This is a genomic window from Rodentibacter mrazii, assembly GCF_001998825.1.
Classification (GTDB): domain Bacteria; phylum Pseudomonadota; class Gammaproteobacteria; order Enterobacterales; family Pasteurellaceae; genus Rodentibacter; species Rodentibacter mrazii.
Genome location: NZ_MLHG01000058.1, coordinates 1 through 26652, shown reverse-complemented (window position 1 = coordinate 26652; position 26652 = coordinate 1). Strand labels below are relative to the sequence as shown.

Sequence of the window (26652 nt, the reverse complement as noted above, 5' to 3'; positions counted from 1 at the left end):
TGCCTTGCCTTGCCTTGCCTAAACTAAACGATAATTGCAAGCGAAATTTATCATTTTTCTTCAATAATATTAATTCGGAGGTCAAATGATCTCTGAAATTCTTTTTTCTAAAGAGGGCGTTTCCGCCAATTCTAAACAACTTGCCCAACTTCAAGCCCTTTTTCCAAATTGTTTTGATAAAAACGGAAAATTTTTACTGGAAAAATTCCAAACGGAGATTGCTGAGAAAACTGACATTAGCCGTGAATTTTATGAGATGAATTGGTTGGGAAAATCCTATGCCAAATTGCTTCGTAATCTTCCGCCCAAAACCTTACTTTGTGAAGACAAAGCACACAATGCCAAGCCTGAAAATGCTAACAGCCAAAATTTACTGATCCAAGGCGATAATTTAGAGGTGTTAAAACATCTGAAAAATGCTTACAAAGGCAGAGTGAAGATGATTTATATCGACCCTCCCTATAATACGGGATCGGATGGTTTTGTGTATCAAGATGATCGTAAATTTACACCCGAACAGTTAAGCGAACTCGCCCATATCAACCTTGATGAGGCGGAACGTATTTTAAAATTCACCGCTAAGGGGGCCAATTCTCATAGCGCTTGGCTCACTTTTATGTATCCGCGCCTTTATATTGCCCGTGATTTACTCAAGGAAGACGGCGTGATCTTTATTTCCATTGATGATAACGAAGTGGCGCAGTTGAAATTATTGTGTGATGAGGTGTTTGGCGAGGGGAATTTTGTTGAAAAAATTATTTGGAAAAAACGAAGTGGACCTCCAAATGATAAGAAAATAGCAGCAGTTCATGAATATATTTTAATTTATACAAAAAATGCCCAAGTATTGAGTTTAAATTTGAAGGAACGAAACGAAAAACAATTAAGTAGGTATAAAAATCCAGATAATCACCCTAAAGGTAAATGGGCTGCAGATAATTTGATGGCAAATGTTAAAGGAGGAAGGTTTGTTCAATCACTTTATTTTCCAATAAGAAATCCTATAACCGGAGAAGAACATTACCCTTCATCAAATGGAAATTGGAGATTTAATCAAAAGAAAATGATGAATCTTTTAGAAAATAATGAAATTTATTTTGGCGAAGATGGAAAGGGAAGACCGAAATTAAAACGTTTTCTTTGTGATGTGAAAAATGGTGTAACCTATAGTACTCTTTGGGATTTTGTACCATTTAATAATGTGGCAAGTGCTGAAATTAGCAATTTATTAGGTAATCTTAATATCTTTGATACGCCAAAACCGGTAGATTTAATCAAAGAGTTGCTTGCATTGGGAACGAATACTAATGATGTAATAATAGACTTCTTCGCCGGTTCAGGCACAACCGCCCACTCCGTAATGCAATTCAACGCCAAAGACGGTGGCAATCGCCAATTTATTTTGGTGCAACTTCCTGAGAAAACTGACGAAAAATCTGAGGCCTTTAAGGCCGGCTACAAAACCATTTTTGACATCACCAAAGCCAGAATTGAGAAAAGTGCGGTTAAAATTAGACAAGATTTTCCTGATACGCAATGTGATCTCGGTTTCAAAATTTACCAAACCACTGATAATTTCAGAGATCATAGTGATGATGAATTTTCCTTAGAACAGGCAACGTTGCCTTTTGTAGAAAACTTGACCGAAGCCCAATATCACTCCTTGCTCACCACTTGGGCATTGAATGATGGCGCACTGCTGACCGACCCGATTTCGGAAGTTAAACTTGGCGATTATACCGCCCATTTATGCGATAAACGTTTATATTTATTAGAAACCGGCTTTACTTCTGCAGATTTGCTTGTGTTTATTCAAAAGTTGGATAGTGACAAGGATTTCAATCCGAACCGCGTGATTGTATTCGGTGAAAATATGTCAAGTGCGATGCAGCAAGAATTGAACCAAGCGATTGAAACTTATAGCAATAAGAAAAATATCGTATTGAGTTTGATTATTCGTAATTAGGTGGTTAAAAATGAGTGGCTTTAACTACGAAAAAAATCTCTCTCATCAAGAACAAGGCATTCAAGCTGTGCTTGCCGTGTTTGATGGCGTAACCCCAGAACAACATTTTGCCGATGAAAATCCCGAATTGATTTTCGCTAATGGGCAATATGTGAAAAATTTGCGATCGGTTCAAAATGCCAATCAAATTGACCGCACTTTTGATGGTTCAAACGTGTTGGATATTTCCATGGAAACCGGTACGGGCAAAACTTACACTTATACCAAAACAATGTACGATTTACACCGTATGCTTGGCGTGTTTAAATTTATTGTGGTTGTCCCAACGCTTTCTATCAAAGCCGGCACAAAATATTTTTTGCAAAGCCAATCTCTTGCGGAGCATTTCCGCCAAGATTTTGGTAATGATTATGACAAGGTGAATCTTAAAACCTATGTGGTGGAAAGCCAAAAAACATCAAAGGGCAAAAAATCCTATATTTCTGCAGCAATCGATCAATTTGTGAAAGCGGAAAATCAAAATGACATTCATGTTTTACTGATTAATGCGGGAATGATTAATTCTCCCTCAATGACAGAAAGTAGTGATCGTGCTTTAAAAGATCTCTTTGATCAACCGCAAGCTGCTCTTGCTGCCGTTCGTCCGATAGTGATTATTGATGAACCGCATAAATTCCCAACAGCTAAGAAAACTTGGGAAAATATCAAGCGATTAGACCCACAATATATTTTGCGATATGGCGCAACATTCAATGAACAATATCACAACCTGATTTATCGCTTGACAGCGGTGGATGCATTTAACCAAGATTTAGTGAAAGGTGTTCGTGTATTTTGTGAAGAACAAGAAGGCGGTTTAAAAGCACAAGTAAAACTGACCGCACTTTCAGGTACTCAAGCGACTTTTGACCTCGCTGAAAACGGCAAGAATAAAACCTTCCATTTAAGCAAAGGCGACAATTTAGCTAAAATTCATCCTGCTATTTTTGAGCTAAAAATTGAGGCGATGAATAAAAGTAATCTAGCATTAAGCAATGGTTTAGAGTTAAAAATAGGTGCGTTACTTAATCCCTATTCTTACTCGGAAACCGTGCAAGATAGCATGATGAAAAAAGCGATTGTTGAGCATTTCAAATTGGAACGAGAGTTGCTTACACAAACGTCACCAAAAATCAAACCGCTTACTTTGTTTTTTATTGATGATATTGCAGGCTATCGCAGTGGTAACGAGATTGCGGGCAGCTTAAAAGAAAAATTTGAAAGTTGGGTTTTGGCAGAAGCAAAAGAAAGATTGAAAATAGAAAACGATCCGTTTTATCGAGATTATTTGGTTAAAACTATCGCTGATGTATCGCTTACTCACGGCGGTTATTTTTCCAAAGATAATAGCGAAAGTGACGACAAAATCGAACAAGAAGTAAATGAAATTCTGCATGATAAAGAAACGTTACTTTCTTTAGAAAATCCACGCCGTTTTATTTTTTCCAAATGGACGTTACGCGAAGGCTGGGATAACCCGAATGTATTTCAGATTTGCAAATTGCGCTCCAGTGGCAGCAAAACCTCTAAGCTCCAAGAAGTGGGGCGTGGCTTGCGTTTACCGGTGAATGAGTTGATGGAACGGGTGCGTTCGCCACAATATCAGCTTAATTATTTTGTAGATAATAGTGAAAAAGATTTCGTAGAGGAATTGGTTGGGGAAGTGAATAAAGTGTCTGAAATAGAGCAAATTCCGACCGCACTTTCGTCCGAATTATTAGAAAAAATCAAACGCGCTTATCCGCAAGAAAGTAACCTCAGTATCACTCATAAATTGGCAGATAATAAACTGATTGACGATAATGACAATTTTGTGAGCTGTGCCGCTTATCAGCAGGTGAAACAGCTTTTCCCTAATGCATTTAACTCGGGATTGTACAAAGGAAAAATCACCGAGGCAAAAGAGAAAGGTAATTTTATCCCTATGCGTGAGGGGAAATATGAAGAGCTAAAAACATTGTGGGAGCTGATTCATCATAAAGCAATTTTGCAATATAAAATTGATTCGGAAGCTGATTTTTTAGCGTTATTGATTTCTTATTTAAAAGAAAATGGCGACAAATTTAAACAAGCTGGCATTCGCACCAAAGTTTCCGAAACCTATATCAAAAATGGTGTGATGATTGCTCGAAACAAAGATGATTTAGATAGTACATTCATTCGTTTTAATACTATGAGTTATCGTGAATTTTTGGAAACTTTATCTGCGACAGCAAAAATCAAAATGACAACTTTACATCAAGCTTTTCATCAAGTGCGGTCGGAATTGGATATTTCCCAATTTTTGAATATGCAGACTATTGCTCAAATTCGTAGTGGTTTTAATCAGTTCTTATTGCACCATTCTTTTAGTAAGTTTGAATTGGGCTATCAGATGGTGAATAATTCGGTTCATCCAACACAATTTACTGATAAAAACGGACAACCTAAAGCAGTTCGAGTTACGGATTTAGGCAGAATGACCGATGAGGTGCGTGAACCTGCCTCAAGCTATTTGTTCAGCGAGATTTTTTACGATTCTGAAATTGAGCATCAAAATATCACTCATGGAGAAATTGAAGGCGTGACGGTATTTACTAAGATCCCAAAAAACTCCATCAAAATTCCTGTGGCGGGTGGTGGGACTTATTCCCCTGATTTTGCTTATATTATAAAAACTAAAAATAATGAGATTTTAAATTTTGTTATTGAAGCTAAAGGAGTAAAAGATTCAGAATTTCTAAGGCAGCAAGAAAAAAGTAAAATCAAACACGCTGAACGCCTGTTTTCTTATATTTCGACACAAACTAAAGTGGTGTTTAAAACGCAGTTTGAAGGGGTGCGAGTGATAGCTTTGATAAGAAGGTATTTACAAAAATAGGGGGATTAACCGTATTTTTGTTTTGGGGCATTAATTGCCCCGTTTTTATTTTATCAATCATCAATTTTTTAGATAATCGTTTTTATAACTGAGGTATGGATATTAAAAATTTGTTTATATTGAATGGCTTGACCCCATTAATAAAAAAGGTATGCTAAGCAAAGTTTGTTGCAAAGGAAAACAATCATGCAAGACGTGATAAATGGATTATTAGTTGTGCTAGTGCCTATGCTATTAGGCTATTTATTGAAAGTAAAAAACAAAAAACATATCATCAAAATTAATCAAATTGTGATGTTTTTGTTGTATGTCATCTTGTTTTTAATGGGGTATTTACTTGGTCAGCTCGATGATCTAGAAACAAAGCTCCCGATTATTGGTAAAACCGCAGCGGCACTTTCGGCGATTATTCTAACCTCAAATACGATTGGATTAATGATTTATGATCGCTTTAATCCTGCACCATTACTCAAACCTCAAGGAAAAATCTCCTCTCGTTGGCACTCATTAGTTGATTCTTTCAAACTTTCCGGCACTGTTATTTTAGGGACTTTATGTGGTTGGTTATTTAACACTTATCTTGTTTTACCTACGGGGATTAATCTTTATGTGTTGATTGTATTAATCTTTTTCGTGGGTATTCAGCTACGCAACAATGGTATTTCGCTAAAAGAAGCATTGTTTAATAAACGTGGTTTTCAAACCGGTATAGTATTTACTGCCACTTCTTTATTGGGAGGGATTGTGGCAGCGTTAGTTTTAACTATGCCTATCACACAAGGTTTGGCATTTGCTTCGGGAATGGGGTGGTATTCTTTGTCAAGCGTGGTACTGACAAATGCATGGGGGCCGATACAGGGGAGTATTGCATTTTTTAATGATTTATCTCGAGAGATTATTAGTTTATTTATCGTTCCGATTTTTATGCAACATTTTCGCTCAACAGCGATTGGTATCACTGGGGCAACAGCGTTGGACTGTACTTTGCCCATTATTCAAAAATCAGGGGGAATAGAAGTGACTCCTATCGCAATTTCTTTTGGGGTTGTCACAAATATTCTTCCACCTGTTTTATTAGTTTTATTCTCAGGTATTCCTATCTAATTCCATCTTATTGAATTATTTATATTATTTTAATTAACAACATTTAACTTAAGGAATAAAAATGCAACAAAAACATTCAAATCTTGCCGCCAGTCTTGTGTGGTTTACCGCAGCCATATCTATGGCAGAAATTTTAACCGGAACTTGGTTTGCACCCCTCGGTTGGAAACAAGGGATTATCGCGATTTTACTCGGACATATTATTGGCGGTGCAATGTTCTTTTGTGCAGGGTTTATCGGTGCCAAAACACAAAAAAGTGCCATGCAAACTGTACAGATTTCTTTCGGGCAAAAAGGTTCGGTGCTTTTTTCCGTACTTAATGCGATGCAGCTTATCGGTTGGACTGCTGTGATGATTTATATGGGCGCAGAAGTCATTTCTATTTTGAATCAACAAGAGGCACAAAATGTATTTTTCCCGCTATTTACCGTTGGATTAGGTGTGCTCATTATCGTTTGGTTGTTAATGGGCTTTAGCAATCTTGGTGTAATAAAAAGTCTTTCTTTGGTGACGATGTTTTTATTGATGCTTTGGTTGACATTACAAATTATCAGTCGTGACTTTATGCCTCCGGTAGGAGAACATCAGATTAAATTCGGCACAGCAGTAGAGATTGCCGCGATTATGCCGTTATCTTGGCTTCCGGTTGTTTCCGATCATACGAAACTCACAAAAACACCACTAAAAACAACCGCACTTTCTACTCTTGCTTATACAGTCACAAGTTGTTGGATGTATTCTATTGGGTTAGGGGCGGCACTTGTAAGCGGAAAATCGGAAATCGCTCAAATTTTAGCATTATCCGGTGTCAGCATTGTTGGTGTGCTGATTGTTGTTACATCCACCATGATCAATACTGCATTACCGGTGCATTCCACAGGAATGAGCTTAAATAATATTTACGCTAAATTGAGTGTGAAATGGGTTTCAATTCTCACGGTGGTTACCGGGATTATTCTTGCAACAATGTTGCCGGTTACGCAATATGAACATTTTCTCTTTTTTATCGGTTCGGTATTCGCCCCTATGATTGGGGTGTTAATTGCCGATTTCTTTGTATTTAAACAACGCGAACCTCAGAGAAGCATTGATGTGATAGGCTTAGGCGTTTGGTTTATCGGTTTTATCATTTACCGTGTTTTAATGTGGAAAGAATGGGAAACAGAATTAGGGGTCACTTTTCCTGTTATTGCGTTCACCTTTGGCTTAACCATTTTGGTACGTAAATTGACAAAAAAATAGAAAAGATAAGAGGGAAATAATGAATTTTCCCCTTTTTTACAGGAATTATTTTTTCCAAATCACGTGAAATTCACGATCTTCTTCACGGTGGGAAATGAGGAATTTAGCAAAAACATCATCCATTTCATCTTTATCATTAACCAAGCCAATCCAGACTTCAGCAAAGGCATTCGGGTCGATTAATACCCCAATTTCCTGTTCCCAATCTTCAGCGGTTTCCACAAATTCTACTGCACCACGTTCTTCAAATTGAAGGTTAAACAGCATAATATCTGCCGGATCTAAATTTTCCCCTGCCATTTCTAAGAAGATATCGTAAGCAATATCAATAGCTGCATCAGGGTCAAGTTTTTGAAATTCAGTTGTCATCATTTTGCCTCTTTTTCGTTGATGAGCGGTATGATACTGAAATTAAAAGTACGGTCAAATTCATTTGTGTTTTTAACCGCACTTTATCGTTTCTCTCCTAACCCGTATTACGCATTCCAGCGGCAATACCTGTGATGGTGATCATCAAGGCTTGTTCCACATCAGGATTCGGCTGATCCGAATTTTCACGGAAACGGTGGAGGAGTTCTACTTGGAGAAGATTGAGCGGATCGGTGTAGATATTGCGTAGTGCAATCGATTCGGCAATCCATTGTAAATCGGACATCAGTTCATTACAGTGAGAAAGGGAAAGCACCGTTTGAATATCCTCTGTCAATTGTTGGCGTAAGTTTTCGCCTAAATACCACAGCTCTTTTTTCACCAAACGTTGATCATATTGTTGTGAAAGCCAAAGGTCTGCTTTGCTGAATACCATTTCCAGCATCCCAATTCGGGTGGAGAAAAACGGCCATGTTTGGCACATTTCTTCAATAATCTCACCTTTGCCATTTTCAATGACTTGACGCACAGAAGCACCCGCCCCCAGCCATGCCGGCAGCATTAGACGGTTTTGCATCCAAGCGAAAATCCACGGAATGGCTCGAAGGCTTTCAACCCCGCCGTTTGGATTACGTTTTGCCGGGCGTGAACCCAGTGGCAATTTAGAGAGTTCCTGTTCCGGTGTAGCACTGCGGAAGTAAGGCACAAAGTCTTTATCACCCCGCACGACATCACGGTAGATTTTGCAAGAAATGGTGGAAAGCTCATCCATAACGGTACGCCATTCTTCCTTAGGCTCAGGCGGTGGTAAGAGGTTGGCTTCTAAAATAGCGCTGGCGTAGAGGTCGAAAGTTTCCACCGCTACGGCAGGTAAACCGAGTTTGAAGCGGATCATTTCCCCTTGTTCTGTAACACGCAAGCCATTTTTTAATGAGCGTGGCGGTTGGGAAAGTAGGGCAGCATGAGCCGGTGCACCACCACGACCGATTGTGCCACCACGTCCGTGGAATAAAGTGAGTTCAATGCCGAGTTTTTCCGTTAAATTCACGAGGGCTTCTTGGGCACGATATTGCGCCCAAGAGGCCGCCATCATACCGGCATCTTTGGCGGAATCCGAATAGCCAATCATCACCATCTGACGGTTGTTAATCACACCCCGATACCAACCAATATTGAACAGTTGGGTCATCACTTCTTCTGCCGCATCCAAGTCATCCAAGGTTTCAAACAGAGGCACCACCGGAATATGATGAGGAACACCGGCTTCTTTTAGCAATAAGTGGACGGCAAGTACATCAGAAGCATTACGAGCCATGGAAATCACATAACAAGCAATCACTCCTTGTTTTTGGGCTGCCACCACTTTACAGGTATCAAGAATTTCTTGTGTTTCGGCGGAAGGTGTCCAATTTTGAGGAATGAGTGGACGGCGTGAACTTAATTCACGAATTAAGAAAACTTGTTTGTCTTCCTCAGTCCATTGGGAATAATCACCTAAACCGATATAGCGGGTGATTTCTGCAATGGCATCAGTATGACGGGTACTTTCTTGACGAATATCCATTTGTGACAAGGTGACACCAAAGCAACGGATACGATGTAAAATATCAAGCAATGAGCCGTTTGCAATAATACGCATACCGCATGCCATAAGGGATTGATAACAATCGTAAAGCGGTTCCCAAAGTTGGTTATCTTCTAAAATAATGTCATTTTCTGTGACACGAGGCAGGCGATCGGCAAGGAGATCGTCAAAGTAGGCGAGGGTAGTCGTGAGTTTTGTGCGTAAGCCTTTTACCACGACACGATAAGGCTCTAAATGATCGCCATATTTTGCTCGAAATTCATCGGTACATTTCACCATAGAAAGTTCATCGGCAAGTTTGCAGATGTCTTGAAGGAATAAATCCGCCGCTTTCCAACGAGCAAAATTCAGTACTTTTTGGGTAATTTGAGCGGTAACAAATGGGTTTCCGTCACGGTCGCCTCCCATCCAAGAAGAAATACGTACCGGTTTTAAACCGACCGGTAAATCATAGCCTAAGAATTCACGTGCATTTTCATTTAATTGGCGAAGGAACTCTGGAATGGCTTGCCAGAGGCTATTTTCCAACATCGCAAAGCCCCATTTTGCTTCATCAAATGGGGTTGGGCGAACGGTGCGAATTTCATTGGTATGCCAGGCTTCGGCAATTAAACGAAGGAGCAGACGCTCAATCACGCTGCGTTCTTTGGGAGTTAGATCACCGTGTTCCAATTTGCTTAAACATTTGTTGATTTCAACGTGTTTATGAATAAGTGAACGGCGGGTGGTTTCTGTCGGGTGTGCCGTTAATACAAGTTCGATTAAGAGTTTTTCAATGGTTTTATAAACCTCTTCTTTTGATGCATTTCCCCCTTTTAAACGTGTGAATAGCGCGTGTAAAGAGCGTTCTGAAGGGGCTTTTTGTGAATGTTCACGAGAGATAGTTTGATATTGTTCGGCAATATTTGTTAGGTTCAAAAATTGGCTGAATGCGCGCGCCACAGGAATGATATTATCCGTTGAAATATTCGCCAATGTTTTGAGCAATACTTGACGCGCTTTGTCGTTCCCAGCACGGGAATCACGGGATAATTTGCGGATATTTTCGATAAGTTCAAGAATATCGGCACCTTGTGCATCGTTAATGGTTTCTCCGAGAAAACGCCCTAACATATTGATGTTATTGCGTAGAGTGACATACCCTTGTGTCATACAAACTCCTAAAAAAGTAAGATAAAAATAAAACCGGATACAGATATAACTAAAAATAGGTGTGGGGTCAAACCTTACGAGAGAAAAGATTGATGAAAAACAGGAAAAATAAATTTTTCTAAAAAAATGACCGCACTTTCTATGTTTTATTTAAAAAGTGCGGTCATTTTTAGTAAGTTTTATACTATGTTTTTAACAGATTTTCTGATAACCAATTCAGGATGAATATCAATACGGCTTTGCTCATCTGATAAATTATTTTTATCTTTTTGTGAAATACGCTCAAATAACAAATTCACCGCTTGTGCACCTAACCGAGATTTAGATTGGTGGACCGTTGTGAGCGGAGGAGCATAAAAACGTGATGAATGAATATTGTCGTAACCAATGACAGAAATATCATCCGGCACACGCAAGCCTTTTTCTGTGATAGCAGAAATCGCACCTAATGCCATTACATCATTACAGCAGAACACGGCAGTAGGTAAGTCTGATTGAGCAAGGATTTTATTCATACATTCGTAACCATCTTCAGGTTCAAAATGACCTTCCATTACCCAATCTTTATTAATCGCCAGATTTGCTTCCGCCATAGCTTTCTCAAAACCTTCGTAACGGGTTCTTGCGGTGGTTTTGCTCAGTTCACCCGCAATAATACCGATTTTTCTATGGCCGCAATCAAGTAAATGTTTCGTTGCCAAATAACCGCCGGTAAAGCTGTTATCATCAATAATATCTGTGTCGCCATTGGGGCCCCAATCCATCACGACCATAGGCACGCTGGAAAAATTGGAAAGTAAATCAAGGGACGTTTGGGTATATTCGGAACACATCACGAGTAAACCATCCACCCGTTTCTTAGCTAACATTTCTAAATGATTTTTAATTTTTTCAGGATCATTTTGAGTGTTACATAAAAAGAGGGAATAGCTTTGTCGATAGCAATGTTCTTCAACCGCATGAATAATTTCGGCAAAGTAGGGGGCTTCACTGGTGGTGACAATCATTCCAATAGATTTGGTCGTGTTGACTTTTAGGCTTCTTGCCACTGCACTTGGGGAGTATTTTAAGGTTTTAATCGCGTGTTGAACGGCCTCTTCCGTTTCTTTTGCAACAAATCGGGTTTTATTGATTACATGGGAAACGGTGGTTGTGGATACCCCCGCCATCTTTGCCACATCTTTAATCGTTGCCATAAGTTGATTTTCCTTAAAAAAAATTTTCCCCATTATAAGGATTGTTTAAGAATAGTTAAGTGGAGGACAAAAATTTTTTAAAAAAAGGTCGTTTTTTTTCTTTTTCTTGTTAGAATGGCGAGGATTCAACATCAATTTAAGGAGAAAATAATGAGCGATTTAGGTTATGCTGTGGTTTCCGCGGCGTTAGTTATGGCTTTTCTATTTGGTTTAACATTCGCTATTTTTTAGTTTAATAGGATAGCTTTTCTATCACCGCACTTTGGTTTGCAAAGTGCGGTGATTTTTTTCGGTGTTTTTGCGTGAGAATTAAAAATATGGTAAAACTAACACCGTTTTATTCATTAACTAAATAGGAAGTACAATGGCAAATTTACAAGCAATTATTGAGTCTGCTTTTGAAAAACGTGCGGATATTACGCCAAAAACCGTAGATGCAGAAACCCGTGCAGCGATCGAAGAAGTGATCGAAGGATTAGATAGCGGTAAATATCGTGTGGCAGAAAAAATTGATGGAGAGTGGGTGACCCACCAATGGTTAAAAAAAGCGGTATTGCTTTCATTCCGCATCAATGACAACAAAATTATTGATGGTGCAGAAACAAAATATTACGACAAAGTAGCATTAAAATTTGCCGATTACACTGAAGAACGTTTCCAACAAGAAGGCTTCCGTGTGGTGCCGTCTGCCACTGTGCGTAAAGGGGCATATATTTCTAAAAACTGTGTTTTAATGCCGTCTTATGTCAATATCGGTGCCTATGTGGGCGAAGGCACAATGGTGGATACTTGGGCTACGGTTGGTTCCTGTGCACAAATCGGTAAAAACGTTCACTTATCCGGTGGTGTAGGAATCGGTGGGGTATTAGAACCATTACAAGCGAATCCGACGATCATTGGTGACAACTGCTTTATCGGTGCCCGTTCTGAAGTGGTTGAAGGGGTTATCGTTGAGGACAGTTGTGTGATTTCAATGGGCGTATTCATTGGTCAATCCACTAAAATTTATGATCGTGAAACCGGTGAAATTCACTATGGTCGTGTACCTGCAGGATCTGTGGTGGTTTCAGGTAGCCTTCCATCAAAATGTGGTAAATACAGTCTTTACTGTGCGGTAATCGTGAAAAAAGTGGATACGAAAACCTTAGGCAAAGTCGGTATCAACGAACTATTACGCTCTATTGAAGAATAATTAAACATTCTCTCAAAAAATAAACCGCACTTTGTTATCACAAAATGCGGTTTTTTCTTTTATAATCAAATGATTATTTATTTTTAGCTAACATTGTCACAAATTTCATTTTAATGCGATTGCCATTTTCGTCGGTTTTGTGCAATTCACCCATTTCCTCATTGTATTTAATCAATTCCCAGCCTTGGTAATAATTCTTCAATTCATTTTCTTTGAAGGTGAAAGAAAAAGGCATAGGGCAGGGTACGTCATCAGTGGACATGGCAGCGACAATTAAATTATATCCACCCGTATTAGTATGTTCCTGCATATTTTTGATAATTGCCGGTATGCGTTCGCGGTTTAAGAACATAAATACCACAGTAGAAAGAATAAAATCGTAGTTTTCTTGAATATTCGCCGTATTGATATCGTAAAGTGCGGTCGAAATTGTAAGATTTTCTTTTTTTTTCGTTTCATTTAAGAAAGTAAGACTATTTTCATTATGATCCCAAGAAGTGACATCAAAACCGAGCAAACTTAGAAAGAGTGAGTTTCTGCCTTGACCGCAACCAAGATCAAGGGTTTTGCAAGGGGTAATGATTTTGACCGCACTTTTTACTTCGGAATGGGTTGCCGTCATATTATATTTTTTGCTGAAATAATCTTCTTTTTTACAATAAAACCCAAGGGTGCATTCCAAATCATCGGTTAAGGCTTCCACCCGATGCCAAGCTTGCGGTTCAACAAATGGAGTGTCTGTTTCCGGCGTGAAAATATATTCGGCAATAATATTGCCTTCTTCCGTTAATTCATAGAATTTGAGTTGACCTTTTAATACGGTCACTTTCCCCCAAGTACCGACTTTAGTATTGTGTTTTTCTTGAAACATTTGGGGGAGTTTATCTTTTGTCCAAACCGGCATTTGTTTATAGCAGATTAATTCATTATTCATCATTATTCTCCAAATAAAGTAAAATAGTTGAGTGATATAGTAGGTTATATGGTTTGAATTTTCAATCGAAAAATAAAAAAGGCGACCAACGTCGCCCGAATTTGCACTAAATTGATTATTTCACCTGCATACCGGCTGTTACACCATTGTCCGCAGAAAGTAAGAATAAATCACAGCCACCGCTGCCGGCGGAAAGAATCATCCCCTCCGATACGCCAAACTTCATTTTGCGTGGTGCAAGATTTGCTACCATAATCACGAATCGACCTTCTAATTCCTCTGGTTTTGAGTAAGCCGCTTTAATGCCAGAGAACACTTGACGGGTATGATCACCAAGATCTAATTCAAAACGTAAAAGTTTATTAGATTCCGGCACCGCCTCGCATTTCAACACTTTTGCCACACGCAGATCCAGTTTGGCAAAATCATCAATAGTGATGGTGTCGGCAATGGGTTCTACATTAGAAAGTGCGGTTGATTTTGCTACAGTTTTTTCTGCAACTTTATTTGATTCGGCAAATAACTTCTTGGTTTCTTCCACCACCGCATCAATTTGCTTTTTCTCTAAACGGGAGAATAAAGATTTAAACGGGGCAATTTGATGAGCGAATAAAGGTTGGGCAATATTATCCCAATGCAATTCGCTTTGTAAAAAGGCTTCTGTACGCTCCGCTAATTTTGGTAATACTGGTTTTAAGTAGGCCATCAACACACGGAATAGTTCAATGCCCATTGAGCAGACGGCTTGTAATTCAGCTTCTTTACCTTCTGTTTTTGCGATCACCCAAGGGGCTTTTTCATCAATATATTTATTCGCTTTATCGGTAAGAGCCATAATTTCACGAATCGCTTTATTGTATTCACGGGTTTCGTAATAAGTGGCGATTTGTTCGGCCTGTGCGGTAAATTCAGCGAATAGTGCTTCATCTTCTAATTTATCTGCCAATTTGCCTTCAAAGCATTTTGTGATAAAACCGGCATTTCGAGAGGCTAAATTGACTAATTTATTAACAATATCGGTATTTACACGTTGCACAAAATCATCAAGATTGAAATCGAGATCTTCAATACGATTATTGAGTTTTGCCGCATAGTAATAACGTAAGCATTCAGGATCAATATGGTTCAAGTACGTGCTTGCTTGAATGAAAGTGCCGCGAGATTTTGACATTTTCGCACCATCTACGGTGACATAACCATGGGCAAATACATTAGTCGGTTTGCGATAGCCACTGCCTTGCAACATTGCCGGCCAGAATAAACTGTGGAAATACACGATATCTTTACCGATAAAATGATAAAGTTCCGCCTCACTGTTTTCAGCCCAAAACGTATTGAAATCAATGCCTTCACGATCACAAAGATTTTTGAACGCAGCCATATAACCAATCGGCGCATCCAACCATACATAGAAGAATTTATCTTTTTCTTCCGGAATTTCAAAACCAAAATAAGGCGCATCACGGGAAATATCCCATTGTTGCAAACCGCTTTCAAACCACTCCTGCATTTTATTGGCGATTTCAGGTTGAAGTGAACCGGAACGCGTCCATTCCTGCAACATATTTTCAAATGCCGGCAAATCAAAGAAAAAGTGTTCGGATTCTTTTACAATGGGTGTTGCACCAGATACGGCAGAACGTGGATTAATTAAATCCATTGGACTATAAGTGGACGCGCAAACCTCACAGTTATCGCCATATTGATCTTCCGCTTTGCATTTAGGACAAGTCCCTTTTACAAAACGATCCGGCAAAAACATATTTTTTTCAGGATCGTAAAGTTGAGCAATCACTTTACTTTTGATGAAACCCTTTGATTTTAATTTGTTATAAATTTCTGCGGTGATTTGTTTATTTTCTTCGCTGTGTGTGGAGTGGTAGTTATCAAAACTAATATTAAAACCGGCAAAGTCACGAATGTGATCCGCCTTTGCTTTAGCGATTAATTCTTCCGGAGTGATGCCTAATTTGTCGGCATTCAACATAATTGGGGTTCCATGAGCATCATCAGCACACACAAAATAAATCTTGTTGCCACGCATACGTTGAAAACGCACCCAAATATCCACTTGAATATGTTCTAGCATGTGACCTAAATGGATTGCACCATTGGCGTAAGGTAGGGCGCAAGTGACTAAAATTTTACGGGGTTGAGCTGTCATTTTTATTCTCTTTTATTGCACAAAAAATGGTTCGTTATCTTACCTGATAAACGGTATTTTTTCTAGTTCATCACATTTTGTCTTAACAGAGCGGGATTAAAGTGGTTAAATATGCCCGACGAATTTACTCCATTATTTTAATAGGACTTTATTATGGCAATCTTTTTTTCTGAAAATATCAGTTCAGAACAACAAACCGAGCTTCTCCGGCTCTTTCAACATTTTACCCATCCCAGCCTACAAAAAGATCTCGTTGCGTTAAATGCCCTAAAAAAAGTAGAGAAAGGGGGGGAAACATTACGCATTGAATTGCAACTGCCGTTTGCCTGGAATAGCGGTGTGGCGCAACTGAAACAATCAATCTCTGATGAGCTATTAAAAGCAGCGGATTGCAAAGTGATCAAATGGGAGGTTAATTATCAAATTGCTACCTTAAAACGTGCGAATAATCAACCAGCGGTAAAAGGTGTAAAAAATATCATTGCTGTGACATCCGGCAAAGGGGGCGTAGGAAAATCTAGTGTTTCGGTAAACCTTGCCCTTGCACTACAAGCTCAAGGGGCTAGAGTCGGCATTTTAGATGCGGATATTTACGGTCCATCTATCCCACATATGCTTGGTGCCCCTCATCAACGCCCGACATCACCTGATAATCAACATATCACGCCGATTAAAGCTCATGGTTTATCAGCGAACTCCATCGGTTTTTTAATGGATGAAGACAGCGCAACAATTTGGCGTGGACCGATGGCAAGTAGTGCATTAAGCCAATTACTTAACGAAACCCTATGGGATAGCTTAGATTATTTGGTGATCGATATGCCTCCCGGCACCGGCGATATTCAACTTACCCTGTCACAACAAATTCCGGTCACCGGTGCGGTGGTGGTAACAACTCCGCAGGATATTGCATTACTTGATGCAATAAAAGGGATCTCAATGTTTGAACGGGTCTCCGTACCGGTATTAGGTATTGTGGAAAATATGTCTATGCATATTTGTAGTAAGTGCGGTCATCACGAGGCTATTTTTGGCACGGGCGGTGCTGAAAAAATGGCGGAAAAATACAATGTGAAAGTGTTGGCACAGCTGCCGTTACATATTCGGATTCGTGAAGATTTAGATGCAGGTAATCCAACAATGGTAGCCGCGCCGGAAAGTGAAATCGCACAAGCCTTCCTACAACTGGCAGAAAAAATTTCCACCGAACTTTATTGGCAAGGTTCGGTGATTCCAAGTGAAATTTTATTTAGAGAAGTGAAGTAAAGATAGGGGCTGTGTTTACAGCCTTTTTTCTCGGCTTAATTCTTGTCCTTCTTACCTTTTCCCATTAGAATATTGTGCAATTTTTTTCTAATGCACGAGTATAATAATGAAAAATTTTGCCAAATATAGCCTGATTGATTTACATCTTCACTTAGACGGCTCACTTTCCCTGGAATGGATGTTTGAATGGGCAGAAAAACAGAATATCGCTTACCCGCCCAAAATGTTGAACAACTTCTTTCTTTCGTTTCAGTTCCGCAAGATTGCACCGATCTTAATCAGTACCTTAACTGTTTTGCGATTCCCGTTTCTTTACTGCAAAGCTTGGAAGCCATCACCTCTGCGGTTTCCGATTTATTAAAACGCTTAGATCAACAAGGGTTAGCCTATGTTGAAATTCGTTTTGCCCCACAACTTCACACACAAAAAGGTTTAACCCAATCACAGGTAGTTGAAGCTGCTTTGGCGGGTTTACAAGAAGGCCGATTATTTAAAGCGAATTTAATTCTCTGCTGTTTGCAGGGTATCGGTTCGCAAGAAGGGAATTTAGAAACCGTAAAAATGGCGAAAAAATACCTTTCAACAGGAAAAGCCGGTGTCGTGGCTGTGGATTTAGCCGGCCCTGAAGCCGGTTATCCCACAATGAATTTTGCCAAAGAATTTGAACTCGCCAAATCGCTAGGTGTGCCTTTCACCATTCACGCCGGTGAAGCCGCGGGGGCGGAGAATGTTCAACAAGCTATTGATCTCGGTGCAAGCCGTATCGGACACGGCATTCGTGCGGCGGAATCAGAATCAGTTATGCAATCTTTGGCTGATCGCCATATTGGTGTGGAAATGTGTCCTTGTAGTAATTTACAAACTAAGGCTATCAACCACTTAAACAATTATCCCCTTAGAACATTCCTTGTGAAAGGGATTATTGCCACATTGAATACCGACAATATGACGGTTTCTCAAACCAACATTCAGCAAGAATTTGATTTATTGGCACGAGAATATCAATTAAATGAAAATGAATCCCAACAGTTACTTGAAAACGCCATTCGTGCCGCTTTTCTCTGTGATGAAGAAAAACATGACTTGAAAAGCCATATTGAAAAACGGATGAATTGTTCTGGAATGGGGGAGTAGTATCTCAATTATCAATGCTTTCTATATATTAATAAATATTGAGCACTCAAAGTTTAATTTTGCAAGTGGTTTCTTAAAAAGTGCAGTTGTTTTTTAATTTACTCTACGTGTGCTGATATAGCTGTTTAATATCAGAGAAAATGAGAAACAATCTGTACTAGTCTTAGATGTAATTAGAGTAAATCTTTTCATTTCGAGAATAAGTTATAAAAGTTAAATCCCCTTTCAACAAAAGGGGATTATTTTTAACTATTGCCCCATCTTTTTCACTGATTTTAAAAATCCCTGCGCACTGTCAAAGACTGAGGATTTTCCTTGAGCGGTTAGAATCATATCCGACATTTCACGAAATGCGCCTTTTCCTCCACCGAGAGAAAGCACATTATCTGCTGCATTTTTCACATAATAGGGGGCATCTGCCACGGCAAAAGAAAGTCCACTGACGGCAAAAGCAGGAAGATCCACACTATCATCGCCAATATAAGCGGTTTCTTCAGGTTTCACGCCGGCTTGTTTCATTAATTCAAAACAGGTACTTTCTTTCTCTAATTTGCCAAGAAAGAATAAGGTGATGCCGAGATCCGCAATGCGGCGACGTAAAATGGCAGAATCTCTGCCAGAAAGTACTGCAACTTGAATACCTGATTCCATCAACATTTTAATGCCTAACCCATCACGCACATGGAAACTTTTAATGGCTTCGCCATTGACATCATAGTGGAGCAACCCATCGGTGAGCACACCGTCCACATCGGTAATCACCAATTTAATTTTTTTGAGTTTTTGTTGCATTTGGTTTCCTTAGCTTGAAAATTCGATTAAACCGACCACGTTATTTTCATCATCAACTGCCACAAGGGAATGGATTTTTTTCTCTTTCATAAAATCTTCCGCTTTCGCTAAAAATTCGTTTTGATTAATGGTTTTTGGCGAACGTGTCATAAAATCTTGTGCGGTTTTGTTAAGAATTTCTGCACCATTAGCGGTGAGAGCACGACGAATATCACCATCAGTAATAATGCCTTCTAATTGCTGATTTTCCATCACAAGTGCCACCCCCATTCGTCCTTCATTCATCACAGTTAAACAATCAGTGAAGTTTGTCTTAGGTGAAATAATGGGTAGGAGAGTTTGCATTTGATCTTTCACCCGACAAAGTAAACGACGACCCAGGCTACCACCCGGATGGAATTTAGCAAAGTCGGCGGGTTGGAAATTTCTTGCCGTGATGAGCGATACTGCAAGGGCATCACCTAACGCCAGTGTGACAAGGGCAGAGGTGGTGGGGGCAAGATTATTTGGGCAAACTTCACGCTCAACGGTAATGTCCAGCACGTAATCTGCATGGCGGGCAAGGGTTGAATGTTTATTGCTGGTGAGGGCGATAATTTTATTGCCGAAGTTTTTTAGGCTTGGGATGAGTTTATTCACATCATCAGTTTCACCACTGTAGGAAATCAGCATAACAATATCAATGGGTTTGAGCATACCCAAATCACCGTGAAATGCCTCAGTGGGATGCAGAAAGAAGCTTGGCGTGCCTGTGGAGGCAAAAGTGGCGACCATTTTTTTGCCAATTAAGCCTGATTTACCAATTCCCCCAATGACAAGACGCCCTTGGCAAGCCAAAATAAGCTCAACGATTTGGTTGAAATTTTCGTCTAAACGTTGGCTTAATTGGGTGAGAGCAAGGCTTTCTACGGAAAGCGTATCCCGTGCAATTTGTAGATAGTTCATGAACATTCCTAAAGTGCGGTTAAAATTGTGGGTATTTTATCTGAATGCGGTAAAAATACGAATGAAAAATTATACGTAATCGCTGATGCGATTACTTACGGTTTCATCGCCGTTGGCAAAGCCAAGGTTCAAAATCCATTGGATTTTGTTGACCGCACTTTTATTAATCTCTATACTACGCGCCGAGTTGGTTAGACAATCGCTGGTTTATTGAAGCCCTTAACCGTGTTCGCACGACCTAGTGGGACAAGTAAACGAGAGGAAAGTCCGAGCTACACAGGGCAGAGTGCCGGATAACGTCCGGGAGGCGTGAGCCTACGACCAGTGCAACAGAGAGCAGACCGCCGTGCAAACGGTAAGGGTGAAAGGGTGCGGTAAGAGCGCACCGTGTCGCCGGTAACGGTTGACAGCAGGGTAAACTCCACTTGTAGCAAGACCAAATAGGAACTCAATGGGTGGCCCGTCCAGAGTTCGGGTAGGTCGCTTGAGCGGCGGAGTAATTCGTCGCCTAGAGGAATGATTGTCCACGACAGAACTCGGCTTATCGACCGACTCAAAAATAACCGCACTTTAGTTTATTCATGATGAAGGATTAAAGTGCGGTTGTTTTTTTTACTATTTTGGGGTTGCGGTAAGCCATGCTCTCAGTTAGATTGAACCTTTATTTCTCATTAAGATCCCCTCTAATATTTCAAATACTATCTGAACCCGTTTTGGTGTAATAGGTTGATAGGGACGGTAAAGATATAATCCCCAAAGAGGAGATTCCTTATCATTGAAAACCACTTGAAGTGTACCATTTTCGATGTATTTCTTGCAGTCGTGATACATAATTGGGGCAAAAATTCTACCTGCCAGCACAGCTTGTAATAAGCTACGAATGTCACTGGTTACCACACAAGGGTTGGATAAGGGTATAGGAGCATTATCAATGAACCAATCCCACGCTTTACCCGTTTTAGGGTTCAAAATACTCCCTACCGGGAAATTTTCTATTAAGTCGTGAATATCTTGCGGTAATCCGACATTGGAAATTAATTCCGGGGTCGCAACGATAGGTTCATGCAACATCATTATTTTTTTCGCAATCCAATGCTCTTCAGGCGTGCGACTGATACGGATTCCAATATCAATTTGATCCTCCACTACATTGAGCGTATCAAAATCTGTTCGCCAATCAATGGCAATGTGCGGGTAGGGTTTAAGTGCGGTCAATAATTGTTGCAAAATATGGTCTGCATAGTCAGAGGGAGGCAATGTGATTCTAACTATACCGGCTAAATCATTATCCGCATGCTTTAATCCAAATAATCGTTCCTCTTCTTGCAGAAAAGCAATCGCATTTGGGCGAAATTTCTCGCCAAAATCTGTTAAATGAATGGCTCGTGTATTGCGTTTGAATAAAGGTTCGCCGAGTTCTTTTTCCAATTCGGCAATCACCCGACTAATGACTTGCGGAGAAACGGAGAAACGAAGTGCGGTCAATTTAAAACTTAAATTTTCCGCTGCGGCAACAAAGTATTTAAGGGCATCTAATCGATTCATAATCTCATTTTTTGGAATTGTGTTTTCTAATTTTATTCATTGTATGGAGTTATGAGGATGAATACAATAACACCATCAATCAATTTTGATTAAGGAGAAAATAATGTGGAATAAAGAACTTTTAATTCAAATTGATGTTGCAGATGATTTAAAAATCGCGCCATTCCGTCCTGACGGTCAAACAACAGGAACGCCAACTTGGATTTGGGCGGTGATTGTCGAAGGGCGATTATTTGTGCGTGCTTATAGTGGGGTTCATTCTAGCTGGTATCAGGCGGCAATCCGGCAGCAAGCGGGTAAAATTTATGCAATAAAAAACGCTTTTGATGTGACATTTAATCCAATCAATGATTCTCAACTGAACGATAAAATTGATCAAGCCTATCGTAAGAAGTATGCTTCGAGCCGTTATATGTCACATATGATCGGGAGCAACTGCCGCGCTGCAACGGTAGAAATTTTGTTGAAGTAAGATCGGTCGTTTTTTTAGAGGATTTTATCAATCAATTATAAGTTTTTACTTTATTCTATCTTTATGATTTTTAGGCTAATCAAGTAAATCTAAACAAGTTAGAATGACAGTATTTGAACAATAGGAGAAAATAGTATGAATAATATTCAAGGCAAAGTCGTCATTATTACAGGGGCATCATCAGGTATTGGTGAAGCTACGGCGTATAAATTAGCCGAAAATGGGGCAAAATTAGTGCTTGGTGCACGTCGTGAGGCTAAATTACAAGGGATTGTGGAAAACATCAAAGCCCAAAAAGGCGGTGAAGCCGTTTATCGTGTAACGGATGTAGTGAAAGCGGAAGACAATACGGCACTCGTTGAGCTTGCCAAAGCAACCTTTGGTAAAGTGGATGCGATTTTTTTAAATGCAGGTTTAATGCCAAACTCACCGCTTTCTGCTTTGGAAACGAACAATTGGAATGCGATGGTGGATGTTAATATCAAAGGGGTATTAAATGGTATTGCGGCAGTGTTACCAACTTTTGAAGCGCAAAAATCCGGTCATATTCTGGCGGTTTCTTCCGTTGCAGGATTAAAGGTGTACCCCGGTGCAAGTGTTTACTGTGGCACAAAATGGGCGGTAAAAGCTATTATGGAAGGATTGCGTATGGAATCTGCTCAAGCCGGTACAAATATTCGCACGGCAACGATTTACCCTGCGGCGGTACAATCGGAATTAGTCGATCACATTACGAATGAAGCAACCTCCAAAGGCTATCGAGAACTTTACGATACGTTTGAAATTCCAGCGGAGCGTGTCGCCAATGTGGTTGCATTTGCTTTATCCCAACCGGAAGATACGAATATCAGTGAATTTACCTTAGGCCCAACGACTCAGCCTTGGTAATTATCCCCAAAATTTAACCGCACTTTAACTTTAGGTTTGTGCTTAAAGTACGGTTGTTTTTTAGGTATTATGTCTTCAATATAAATCTGCACAAAACGATATGCCGTCGTGATTATGTGCAGATTTATTTTTTATAGGAACATTATTATTTATTGTCACACTCTCGTCACTTTTACAAAGTATTCTCTTTAACAACAATAGACTAAAGAGGAAACTATATGAAAAATAAATATTACCTTGCTATATTGAGCTTCGCTTTAAGTATGACAAGTGTTGCGGAAATCCCATCGGCTTTTGAAAGTCCGGCTGAACTGGCAGGTTATGCGGTGTTACCTGCAAATGCCGTAGTTACCGTACCGAATGATGCACCGAACGATTTAAAAACAGCAGGAAAATATACGACTTTCAAGCGAGTGGAAAAATTGCAATCTGTACAGGGAAAATCAAAAGATCGTGAAACGGGTTATTTTTTACCGATTCAAAATCAGCCGCGACAAGGTCATTCAGGAATCAAAGTTGTTGGAAGAGATACGGTATGGATTCTTACCGATAACGGTTTCGGCAGTAAGTCTAATTCGCCGGATTCGATGCTGTATTTGAATCAATATAAAATTAATTGGTCGCAGGGAAAATTTGAACCGCTTAAAACGGTCTTTTTAACCGATCCGGATAAAAAAGTGCCGTTTCGTATTGTGCACGAAGATACAAAAGAAAGATATTTAACCGGGGCAGATTTTGATACGGAAAGCTTTCAAATTATCGGCAATCATATTTGGATTGGTGATGAATTTGGTCCGTATTTAATCAAAACGGATTTAAACGGAAAAGTCTTATCCGTATTTGAAACAGAAATAGATGGAAGAAAAATTCAATCTCCCGATCATTATCAAATCGTCTCACCAAGTACACCAAACAGTTTCCATAAAAATGTCAATTTAAAACGTTCAAAAGGATATGAAGGGATGGCATCGTCACCTGACGGTAAATACCTTTATCCGTTGCTAGAAGGACCGTTATGGGATGAGAAAAAACAAAGTTGGGAAAAGGTGGGGGATAAGGTTGCATTGCGCATTTTAGAATTTGATGTTGATAAACAAGAATGGACGGGACGTTATTGGTTTTATCCTTTAGAAAACGAACATAATGCGATTGGAGATTTTAATCTGCTTGATGCAAAAAACGGATTGATCATAGAACGGGATAATGGTGAAGGAACAGAGGATAAAGCCTGTAAAAATCTTGTTGATACCACGCATTGTTTTTCTGATCCTGCAAAATTTAAACGGGTTTATAAAGTCTCATTCTCTTCGGATAACGTGGGCAAAGCGGTGAAAAAACTTGCTTATATTGATTTGTTGAATATTTCAGACCCAAATAAAATGAGTCTTAAACCTTTGAATGAGGGGGTATTAAAATTCCCATTTTTTACGATTGAGAATCTTGATATTGTTGATAATGAACACATTATTGTCGGCAATGACAATAACTTCCCATTTTCATCAAGTCGTCAGCCTAATCATCAAGATGATAATGAATTAATTTTATTGAAAGCACCTGCTTTACTAGGGGCTAAATAATCATATCTTATCGAAAAAACTTAGTTAAAATTAACCGCACTTTGAGTTGGGTTTTAAAAAGTCGTTACTCAAAGTGCGGTCAAATATTTTGTTCTATGCCGTTGTTTTATTATTCTTCTCTGTATAATTGATTATATAGTTCGCTTTCAAATTGCACCAAAGGGGCGCGTTTCGTTTTATTTTCAAGTTCGCCGGTAGAATAACCGTTAATAAATTGGACAAAAGCGATCTTCTCGCCGCGTGCATTTGTCATAAAGCCCGCAAGGTTGTAAACCCCTTTCAATGAACCGGTTTTGGCGATGACATTTTTTACTAACGGAGGATTAATCAATCCGCCACGTCCACTAATCGTGCCGTCAACGCCTGCGATAGGGAAAGTTTCCATTAAATGCAGTTTATCTTCATTTTTCGCAATGTATTCCAGTATAGAAAGCATGGTTTTAGGCGCAACTAAGTTATGCCGTGAAAGGCCGGAACCATCAGCCAAGATGCTATTACCGAACTTGATCCCTTGTTTTTGCAAAACGGATTTAACCGCTAATGTCCCAAGTTGGAAGGAGGCCGGACGTTTATAGTAATGGTAGGCTATGGCTCGAAATAGAGAATCTGCAATTTGATTATCGGATTTTTTCATCATTTTTTTCAATAAATCCGGCAAAGGTTTAGAAAAATGCTGTGCCAATAATTGCCCTTGTTGTGGTTTTTGCGGTTGTAATACTTTTCCGTTAAATTCAATGCCTAACCGTTTTAGTTGACGTTGAATAATCGCCGCCGCGTAAGCATCGGGATCTTGCACGGCAAAACTTAATCCAAAAGGTTTCGCTTGACGGGCAAGGCAGCCTTTAACTTGATAACGATTATTATCATGTACCACCACATCTAATTGACAATAGGGTGATTCACGACTGTCAGCCACATAAACTTGTCCGAAAACTTGGATGGGAAATTGCACCGGTACATTAATTTTAACGGTTTCCCCCGGCGCTTGATTGGCATCCAATTCCGCATAAAAACAGTTATTATCAATATTGGCGGCGGAAGGTGGGGAATTGAAACACATGGTTAAATCATTCCAAATCCAACCTACCCCCCGATCATGACTGGAGAATACGGAAGTATCTAGGATGAGATCGCCATTAATTTTATTGATGCCTTGTTTTTTTAATTCGGCAAGTAAGCTGTAAAGTTGCCCACTAGTGAGATCCGGATCGCCGGTAAAACGTACAATTAAATTGCCTTCCAACAGTCCATTTTGAATTTTGCCATTGGTTAAAAGCGCGGTATCAAATTTGAAGTCATCACCAAGCACTAATTTTGCCGCAACGGCGGTAAACACTTTTTGTGTACTTGCCGGTAGCATAAAAGTTGAGCTGTGATAATCCGCAATGATTTGATCTTGATTGAGATTTTTAGCAATAATGCCTGTACTTGCACCTTCGGGCAAATAGTTGGTAAGCGAGGGAAGGTCAATTTTTGCGTAGCCGGGAAGAGAGAAGCTGAGTGTAAGAAATATTGTTTTAAGTGCGGTTGAAATTGAAGATATTTTTTCCATTATTAACGGTTCTGGTTGCTATTTCTTTCAAGACGGACAATAATAGTCCCCGAACTCACGAGAGTAAATCATTTTCTTGTGTCTAGTTAATTTTAAGTCGCTACGGCAATGTTTTTTCAATTTTGCCGTAGTTTTCTTTTTATTAAATTTTAAGGAATGAAGCTATGAAACAAATCCCAATGACTATGCGTGGTGCAGAGCTGTTGAGAGAAGAATTGGATTTCTTGAAAAATGTTCGTCGTCCCGAAATTATTAAGGCAATTGCAGAAGCGCGTGAACACGGCGATTTAAAAGAAAATGCAGAATATCATGCGGCACGTGAACAACAAGGCTTTTGTGAAGGGCGAATTCAAGAGATTGAAGGCAAATTGGCAAATAGTCAGGTGATTGATGTTACTAAGTTACCGAATAACGGCAAAGTGATTTTTGGCGCCACAGTAGTATTGGTGAATACCGATACTGAGGAAGAAATTAGTTATAAAATTGTCGGTGATGATGAAGCGGACATTAAATCAGGTTTGATTTCCGTAAATTCACCGATTGCACGCGGTTTAATTGGGAAAGAACTTGATGATACGGTAAGTATTGTGACACCGGGCGGTGCGGTTGAATTTGAAATTATTGAAGTAGATTATATCTAGGAAATAAAAAAGTGCGGTCATTTTTTACCGCACTTT

Annotated in this window: 21 protein-coding genes and 1 other RNA gene; 13 read left to right on the top strand and 9 right to left on the bottom strand. The window is 39.6% G+C overall.

The genetic code is table 11. From position 1 onward, the window contains the following. The first annotated feature begins 85 nt into the window (after nt 1-85). From BKK47_RS09025 to cytX, 4 genes are all read left to right on the top strand, one after another. Nucleotides 86-1966 (top strand): site-specific DNA-methyltransferase, encoded by a 1881-nt coding sequence (locus BKK47_RS09025; protein WP_208603972.1) that lies wholly within the window; start codon nt 86-88, stop codon nt 1964-1966. Nucleotides 1967-1976: 10 nt separating this feature from the next. Further along, nucleotides 1977-4865 carry a type III restriction-modification system endonuclease gene (locus BKK47_RS09020; protein WP_077494523.1) on the top strand — a complete coding sequence of 963 codons (2889 nt, stop codon included), beginning with the start codon at nt 1977-1979 and terminating at the stop codon, nt 4863-4865. Between the two features lie 186 nt (nt 4866-5051). After that, nucleotides 5052-5969 carry a LysO family transporter gene (locus tag BKK47_RS09015; RefSeq protein ID WP_077494522.1) on the top strand — a complete coding sequence of 306 codons (918 nt, stop codon included), beginning with the start codon at nt 5052-5054 and terminating at the stop codon, nt 5967-5969. A gap of 61 nt (nt 5970-6030) precedes the next feature. Continuing rightward, nucleotides 6031-7212, top strand: coding sequence for a putative hydroxymethylpyrimidine transporter CytX (cytX, locus tag BKK47_RS09010; protein ID WP_077494521.1), 1182 nt, complete (start codon nt 6031-6033; stop codon nt 7210-7212). A 45-nt stretch (nt 7213-7257) separates the two neighbouring features. Here cytX and BKK47_RS09005 read toward each other — a convergent pair whose 3' ends face one another. From BKK47_RS09005 to purR, 3 genes are all read right to left on the bottom strand, one after another. Next, on the bottom strand, nt 7258-7581 hold the full coding sequence (locus BKK47_RS09005; RefSeq protein WP_077494525.1) for an HI1450 family dsDNA-mimic protein: 324 nt from the start codon (nt 7579-7581) through the stop codon (nt 7258-7260). A 97-nt stretch (nt 7582-7678) separates the two neighbouring features. After that, nucleotides 7679-10318 (bottom strand): phosphoenolpyruvate carboxylase, encoded by a 2640-nt coding sequence (gene ppc, locus BKK47_RS09000; RefSeq protein WP_077494520.1) that lies wholly within the window; start codon nt 10316-10318, stop codon nt 7679-7681. A 179-nt stretch (nt 10319-10497) separates the two neighbouring features. Beyond that, a complete protein-coding gene (gene purR, locus BKK47_RS08995) occupies nt 10498-11514 on the bottom strand; it encodes an HTH-type transcriptional repressor PurR (RefSeq protein ID WP_077494519.1) in 1017 nt (338 codons plus the stop codon). A 364-nt stretch (nt 11515-11878) separates the two neighbouring features. On the opposite strand from purR, the gene dapD reads away from it, so the two are divergent. Beyond that, nucleotides 11879-12706, top strand: coding sequence for a 2,3,4,5-tetrahydropyridine-2,6-dicarboxylate N-succinyltransferase (gene dapD / locus BKK47_RS08990; RefSeq protein ID WP_077494518.1), 828 nt, complete (start codon nt 11879-11881; stop codon nt 12704-12706). Between the two features lie 73 nt (nt 12707-12779). Here dapD and tehB read toward each other — a convergent pair whose 3' ends face one another. Both tehB and metG read right to left on the bottom strand, forming a co-directional pair. Next, a complete protein-coding gene (gene tehB, locus BKK47_RS08985) occupies nt 12780-13640 on the bottom strand; it encodes an SAM-dependent methyltransferase TehB (protein ID WP_077494517.1) in 861 nt (286 codons plus the stop codon). A 115-nt stretch (nt 13641-13755) separates the two neighbouring features. Next, complete coding sequence (metG, locus tag BKK47_RS08980) at nt 13756-15804, bottom strand: methionine--tRNA ligase (RefSeq protein WP_077494516.1); 2049 nt, start codon at nt 15802-15804, stop codon at nt 13756-13758. Nucleotides 15805-15957: 153 nt separating this feature from the next. Here metG and apbC point away from each other — a divergent pair, with 153 nt between their 5' ends. Continuing rightward, nucleotides 15958-17070, top strand: a complete 1113-nt coding sequence (gene apbC / locus BKK47_RS08975; protein ID WP_077494515.1) for an iron-sulfur cluster carrier protein ApbC — start codon at nt 15958-15960, stop codon at nt 17068-17070. A gap of 186 nt (nt 17071-17256) precedes the next feature. After that, nucleotides 17257-18204, top strand: coding sequence for an adenosine deaminase (add, locus tag BKK47_RS08970; RefSeq protein ID WP_244149130.1), 948 nt, complete (start codon nt 17257-17259; stop codon nt 18202-18204). Between the two features lie 249 nt (nt 18205-18453). On the opposite strand, the gene BKK47_RS08965 is transcribed toward add, so the two are convergent. Then, nucleotides 18454-18996: a KdsC family phosphatase gene (locus BKK47_RS08965; RefSeq protein WP_077494514.1), complete on the bottom strand. Its 543-nt coding sequence runs from the start codon at nt 18994-18996 to the stop codon at nt 18454-18456. Nucleotides 18997-19005: 9 nt separating this feature from the next. Then, nucleotides 19006-19941, bottom strand: coding sequence for a KpsF/GutQ family sugar isomerase (locus tag BKK47_RS08960; protein ID WP_077494513.1), 936 nt, complete (start codon nt 19939-19941; stop codon nt 19006-19008). Between the two features lie 27 nt (nt 19942-19968). On the opposite strand from BKK47_RS08960, the gene BKK47_RS12465 reads away from it, so the two are divergent. Then, nucleotides 19969-20136 (top strand): hypothetical protein, encoded by a 168-nt coding sequence (locus BKK47_RS12465; RefSeq protein WP_158074760.1) that lies wholly within the window; start codon nt 19969-19971, stop codon nt 20134-20136. Next, nucleotides 20125-20501, top strand: an RNA gene (gene rnpB / locus BKK47_RS08955) — RNase P RNA component class A. Before BKK47_RS12465 ends, rnpB begins: the two co-directional genes overlap by 12 nt. An 88-nt stretch (nt 20502-20589) precedes the next feature. On the opposite strand, the gene BKK47_RS08950 is transcribed toward rnpB, so the two are convergent. Next, complete coding sequence (locus BKK47_RS08950; protein WP_077494512.1) at nt 20590-21486, bottom strand: LysR family transcriptional regulator; 897 nt, start codon at nt 21484-21486, stop codon at nt 20590-20592. A gap of 103 nt (nt 21487-21589) precedes the next feature. Here BKK47_RS08950 and BKK47_RS08945 point away from each other — a divergent pair, with 103 nt between their 5' ends. The 3 genes from BKK47_RS08945 (at nt 21590) to BKK47_RS08935 (ending at nt 24423) form a co-directional block, all read left to right on the top strand. Next, nucleotides 21590-21958: a DUF2255 family protein gene (locus tag BKK47_RS08945; RefSeq protein WP_167366176.1), complete on the top strand. Its 369-nt coding sequence runs from the start codon at nt 21590-21592 to the stop codon at nt 21956-21958. A 135-nt stretch (nt 21959-22093) separates the two neighbouring features. After that, complete coding sequence (locus BKK47_RS08940; RefSeq protein ID WP_077494511.1) at nt 22094-22846, top strand: SDR family oxidoreductase; 753 nt, start codon at nt 22094-22096, stop codon at nt 22844-22846. Nucleotides 22847-23064: 218 nt separating this feature from the next. Further along, a complete protein-coding gene (locus tag BKK47_RS08935; protein WP_077494510.1) occupies nt 23065-24423 on the top strand; it encodes an esterase-like activity of phytase family protein in 1359 nt (452 codons plus the stop codon). 109 nt (nt 24424-24532) lie between these two features. Here the strand turns inward: BKK47_RS08935 and dacB are convergent, their stop codons facing one another. After that, nucleotides 24533-25975: a serine-type D-Ala-D-Ala carboxypeptidase gene (gene dacB / locus BKK47_RS08930; RefSeq protein WP_077494509.1), complete on the bottom strand. Its 1443-nt coding sequence runs from the start codon at nt 25973-25975 to the stop codon at nt 24533-24535. Between the two features lie 164 nt (nt 25976-26139). On the opposite strand from dacB, the gene greA reads away from it, so the two are divergent. Beyond that, a complete protein-coding gene (gene greA, locus BKK47_RS08925; RefSeq protein WP_077494508.1) occupies nt 26140-26616 on the top strand; it encodes a transcription elongation factor GreA in 477 nt (158 codons plus the stop codon). The last annotated feature ends 36 nt before the right edge of the window (nt 26617-26652 follow it).

Bases quoted from the DNA above. Each gene is read 5' to 3' on its own strand.
- BKK47_RS09015 (WP_077494522.1), top strand. From the start codon at position 5,052: ATGCAAGACGTGATAAATGGATTATTAGTTGTGCTAGTGCCTATGCTA.
- cytX (WP_077494521.1), top strand. From the start codon at position 6,031: ATGCAACAAAAACATTCAAATCTTGCCGCCAGTCTTGTGTGGTTTACC.
- BKK47_RS08950 (WP_077494512.1), bottom strand. From the start codon at position 21,486: ATGAATCGATTAGATGCCCTTAAATACTTTGTTGCCGCAGCGGAAAAT.
- dacB (WP_077494509.1), bottom strand. From the start codon at position 25,975: ATGGAAAAAATATCTTCAATTTCAACCGCACTTAAAACAATATTTCTT.
- ppc (WP_077494520.1), bottom strand. From the start codon at position 10,318: ATGACACAAGGGTATGTCACTCTACGCAATAACATCAATATGTTAGGG.
- BKK47_RS08935 (WP_077494510.1), top strand. From the start codon at position 23,065: ATGAAAAATAAATATTACCTTGCTATATTGAGCTTCGCTTTAAGTATG.
- tehB (WP_077494517.1), bottom strand. From the start codon at position 13,640: ATGAATAATGAATTAATCTGCTATAAACAAATGCCGGTTTGGACAAAA.
- metG (WP_077494516.1), bottom strand. From the start codon at position 15,804: ATGACAGCTCAACCCCGTAAAATTTTAGTCACTTGCGCCCTACCTTAC.
- add (WP_244149130.1), top strand. From the start codon at position 17,257: ATGGGCAGAAAAACAGAATATCGCTTACCCGCCCAAAATGTTGAACAA.
- BKK47_RS09025 (WP_208603972.1), top strand. From the start codon at position 86: ATGATCTCTGAAATTCTTTTTTCTAAAGAGGGCGTTTCCGCCAATTCT.
- BKK47_RS09020 (WP_077494523.1), top strand. From the start codon at position 1,977: ATGAGTGGCTTTAACTACGAAAAAAATCTCTCTCATCAAGAACAAGGC.
- BKK47_RS09005 (WP_077494525.1), bottom strand. From the start codon at position 7,581: ATGACAACTGAATTTCAAAAACTTGACCCTGATGCAGCTATTGATATT.
- apbC (WP_077494515.1), top strand. From the start codon at position 15,958: ATGGCAATCTTTTTTTCTGAAAATATCAGTTCAGAACAACAAACCGAG.
- dapD (WP_077494518.1), top strand. From the start codon at position 11,879: ATGGCAAATTTACAAGCAATTATTGAGTCTGCTTTTGAAAAACGTGCG.
- BKK47_RS08940 (WP_077494511.1), top strand. From the start codon at position 22,094: ATGAATAATATTCAAGGCAAAGTCGTCATTATTACAGGGGCATCATCA.
- greA (WP_077494508.1), top strand. From the start codon at position 26,140: ATGAAACAAATCCCAATGACTATGCGTGGTGCAGAGCTGTTGAGAGAA.
- purR (WP_077494519.1), bottom strand. From the start codon at position 11,514: ATGGCAACGATTAAAGATGTGGCAAAGATGGCGGGGGTATCCACAACC.
- BKK47_RS08960 (WP_077494513.1), bottom strand. From the start codon at position 19,941: ATGAACTATCTACAAATTGCACGGGATACGCTTTCCGTAGAAAGCCTT.
- BKK47_RS08945 (WP_167366176.1), top strand. From the start codon at position 21,590: ATGTGGAATAAAGAACTTTTAATTCAAATTGATGTTGCAGATGATTTA.
- BKK47_RS08965 (WP_077494514.1), bottom strand. From the start codon at position 18,996: ATGCAACAAAAACTCAAAAAAATTAAATTGGTGATTACCGATGTGGAC.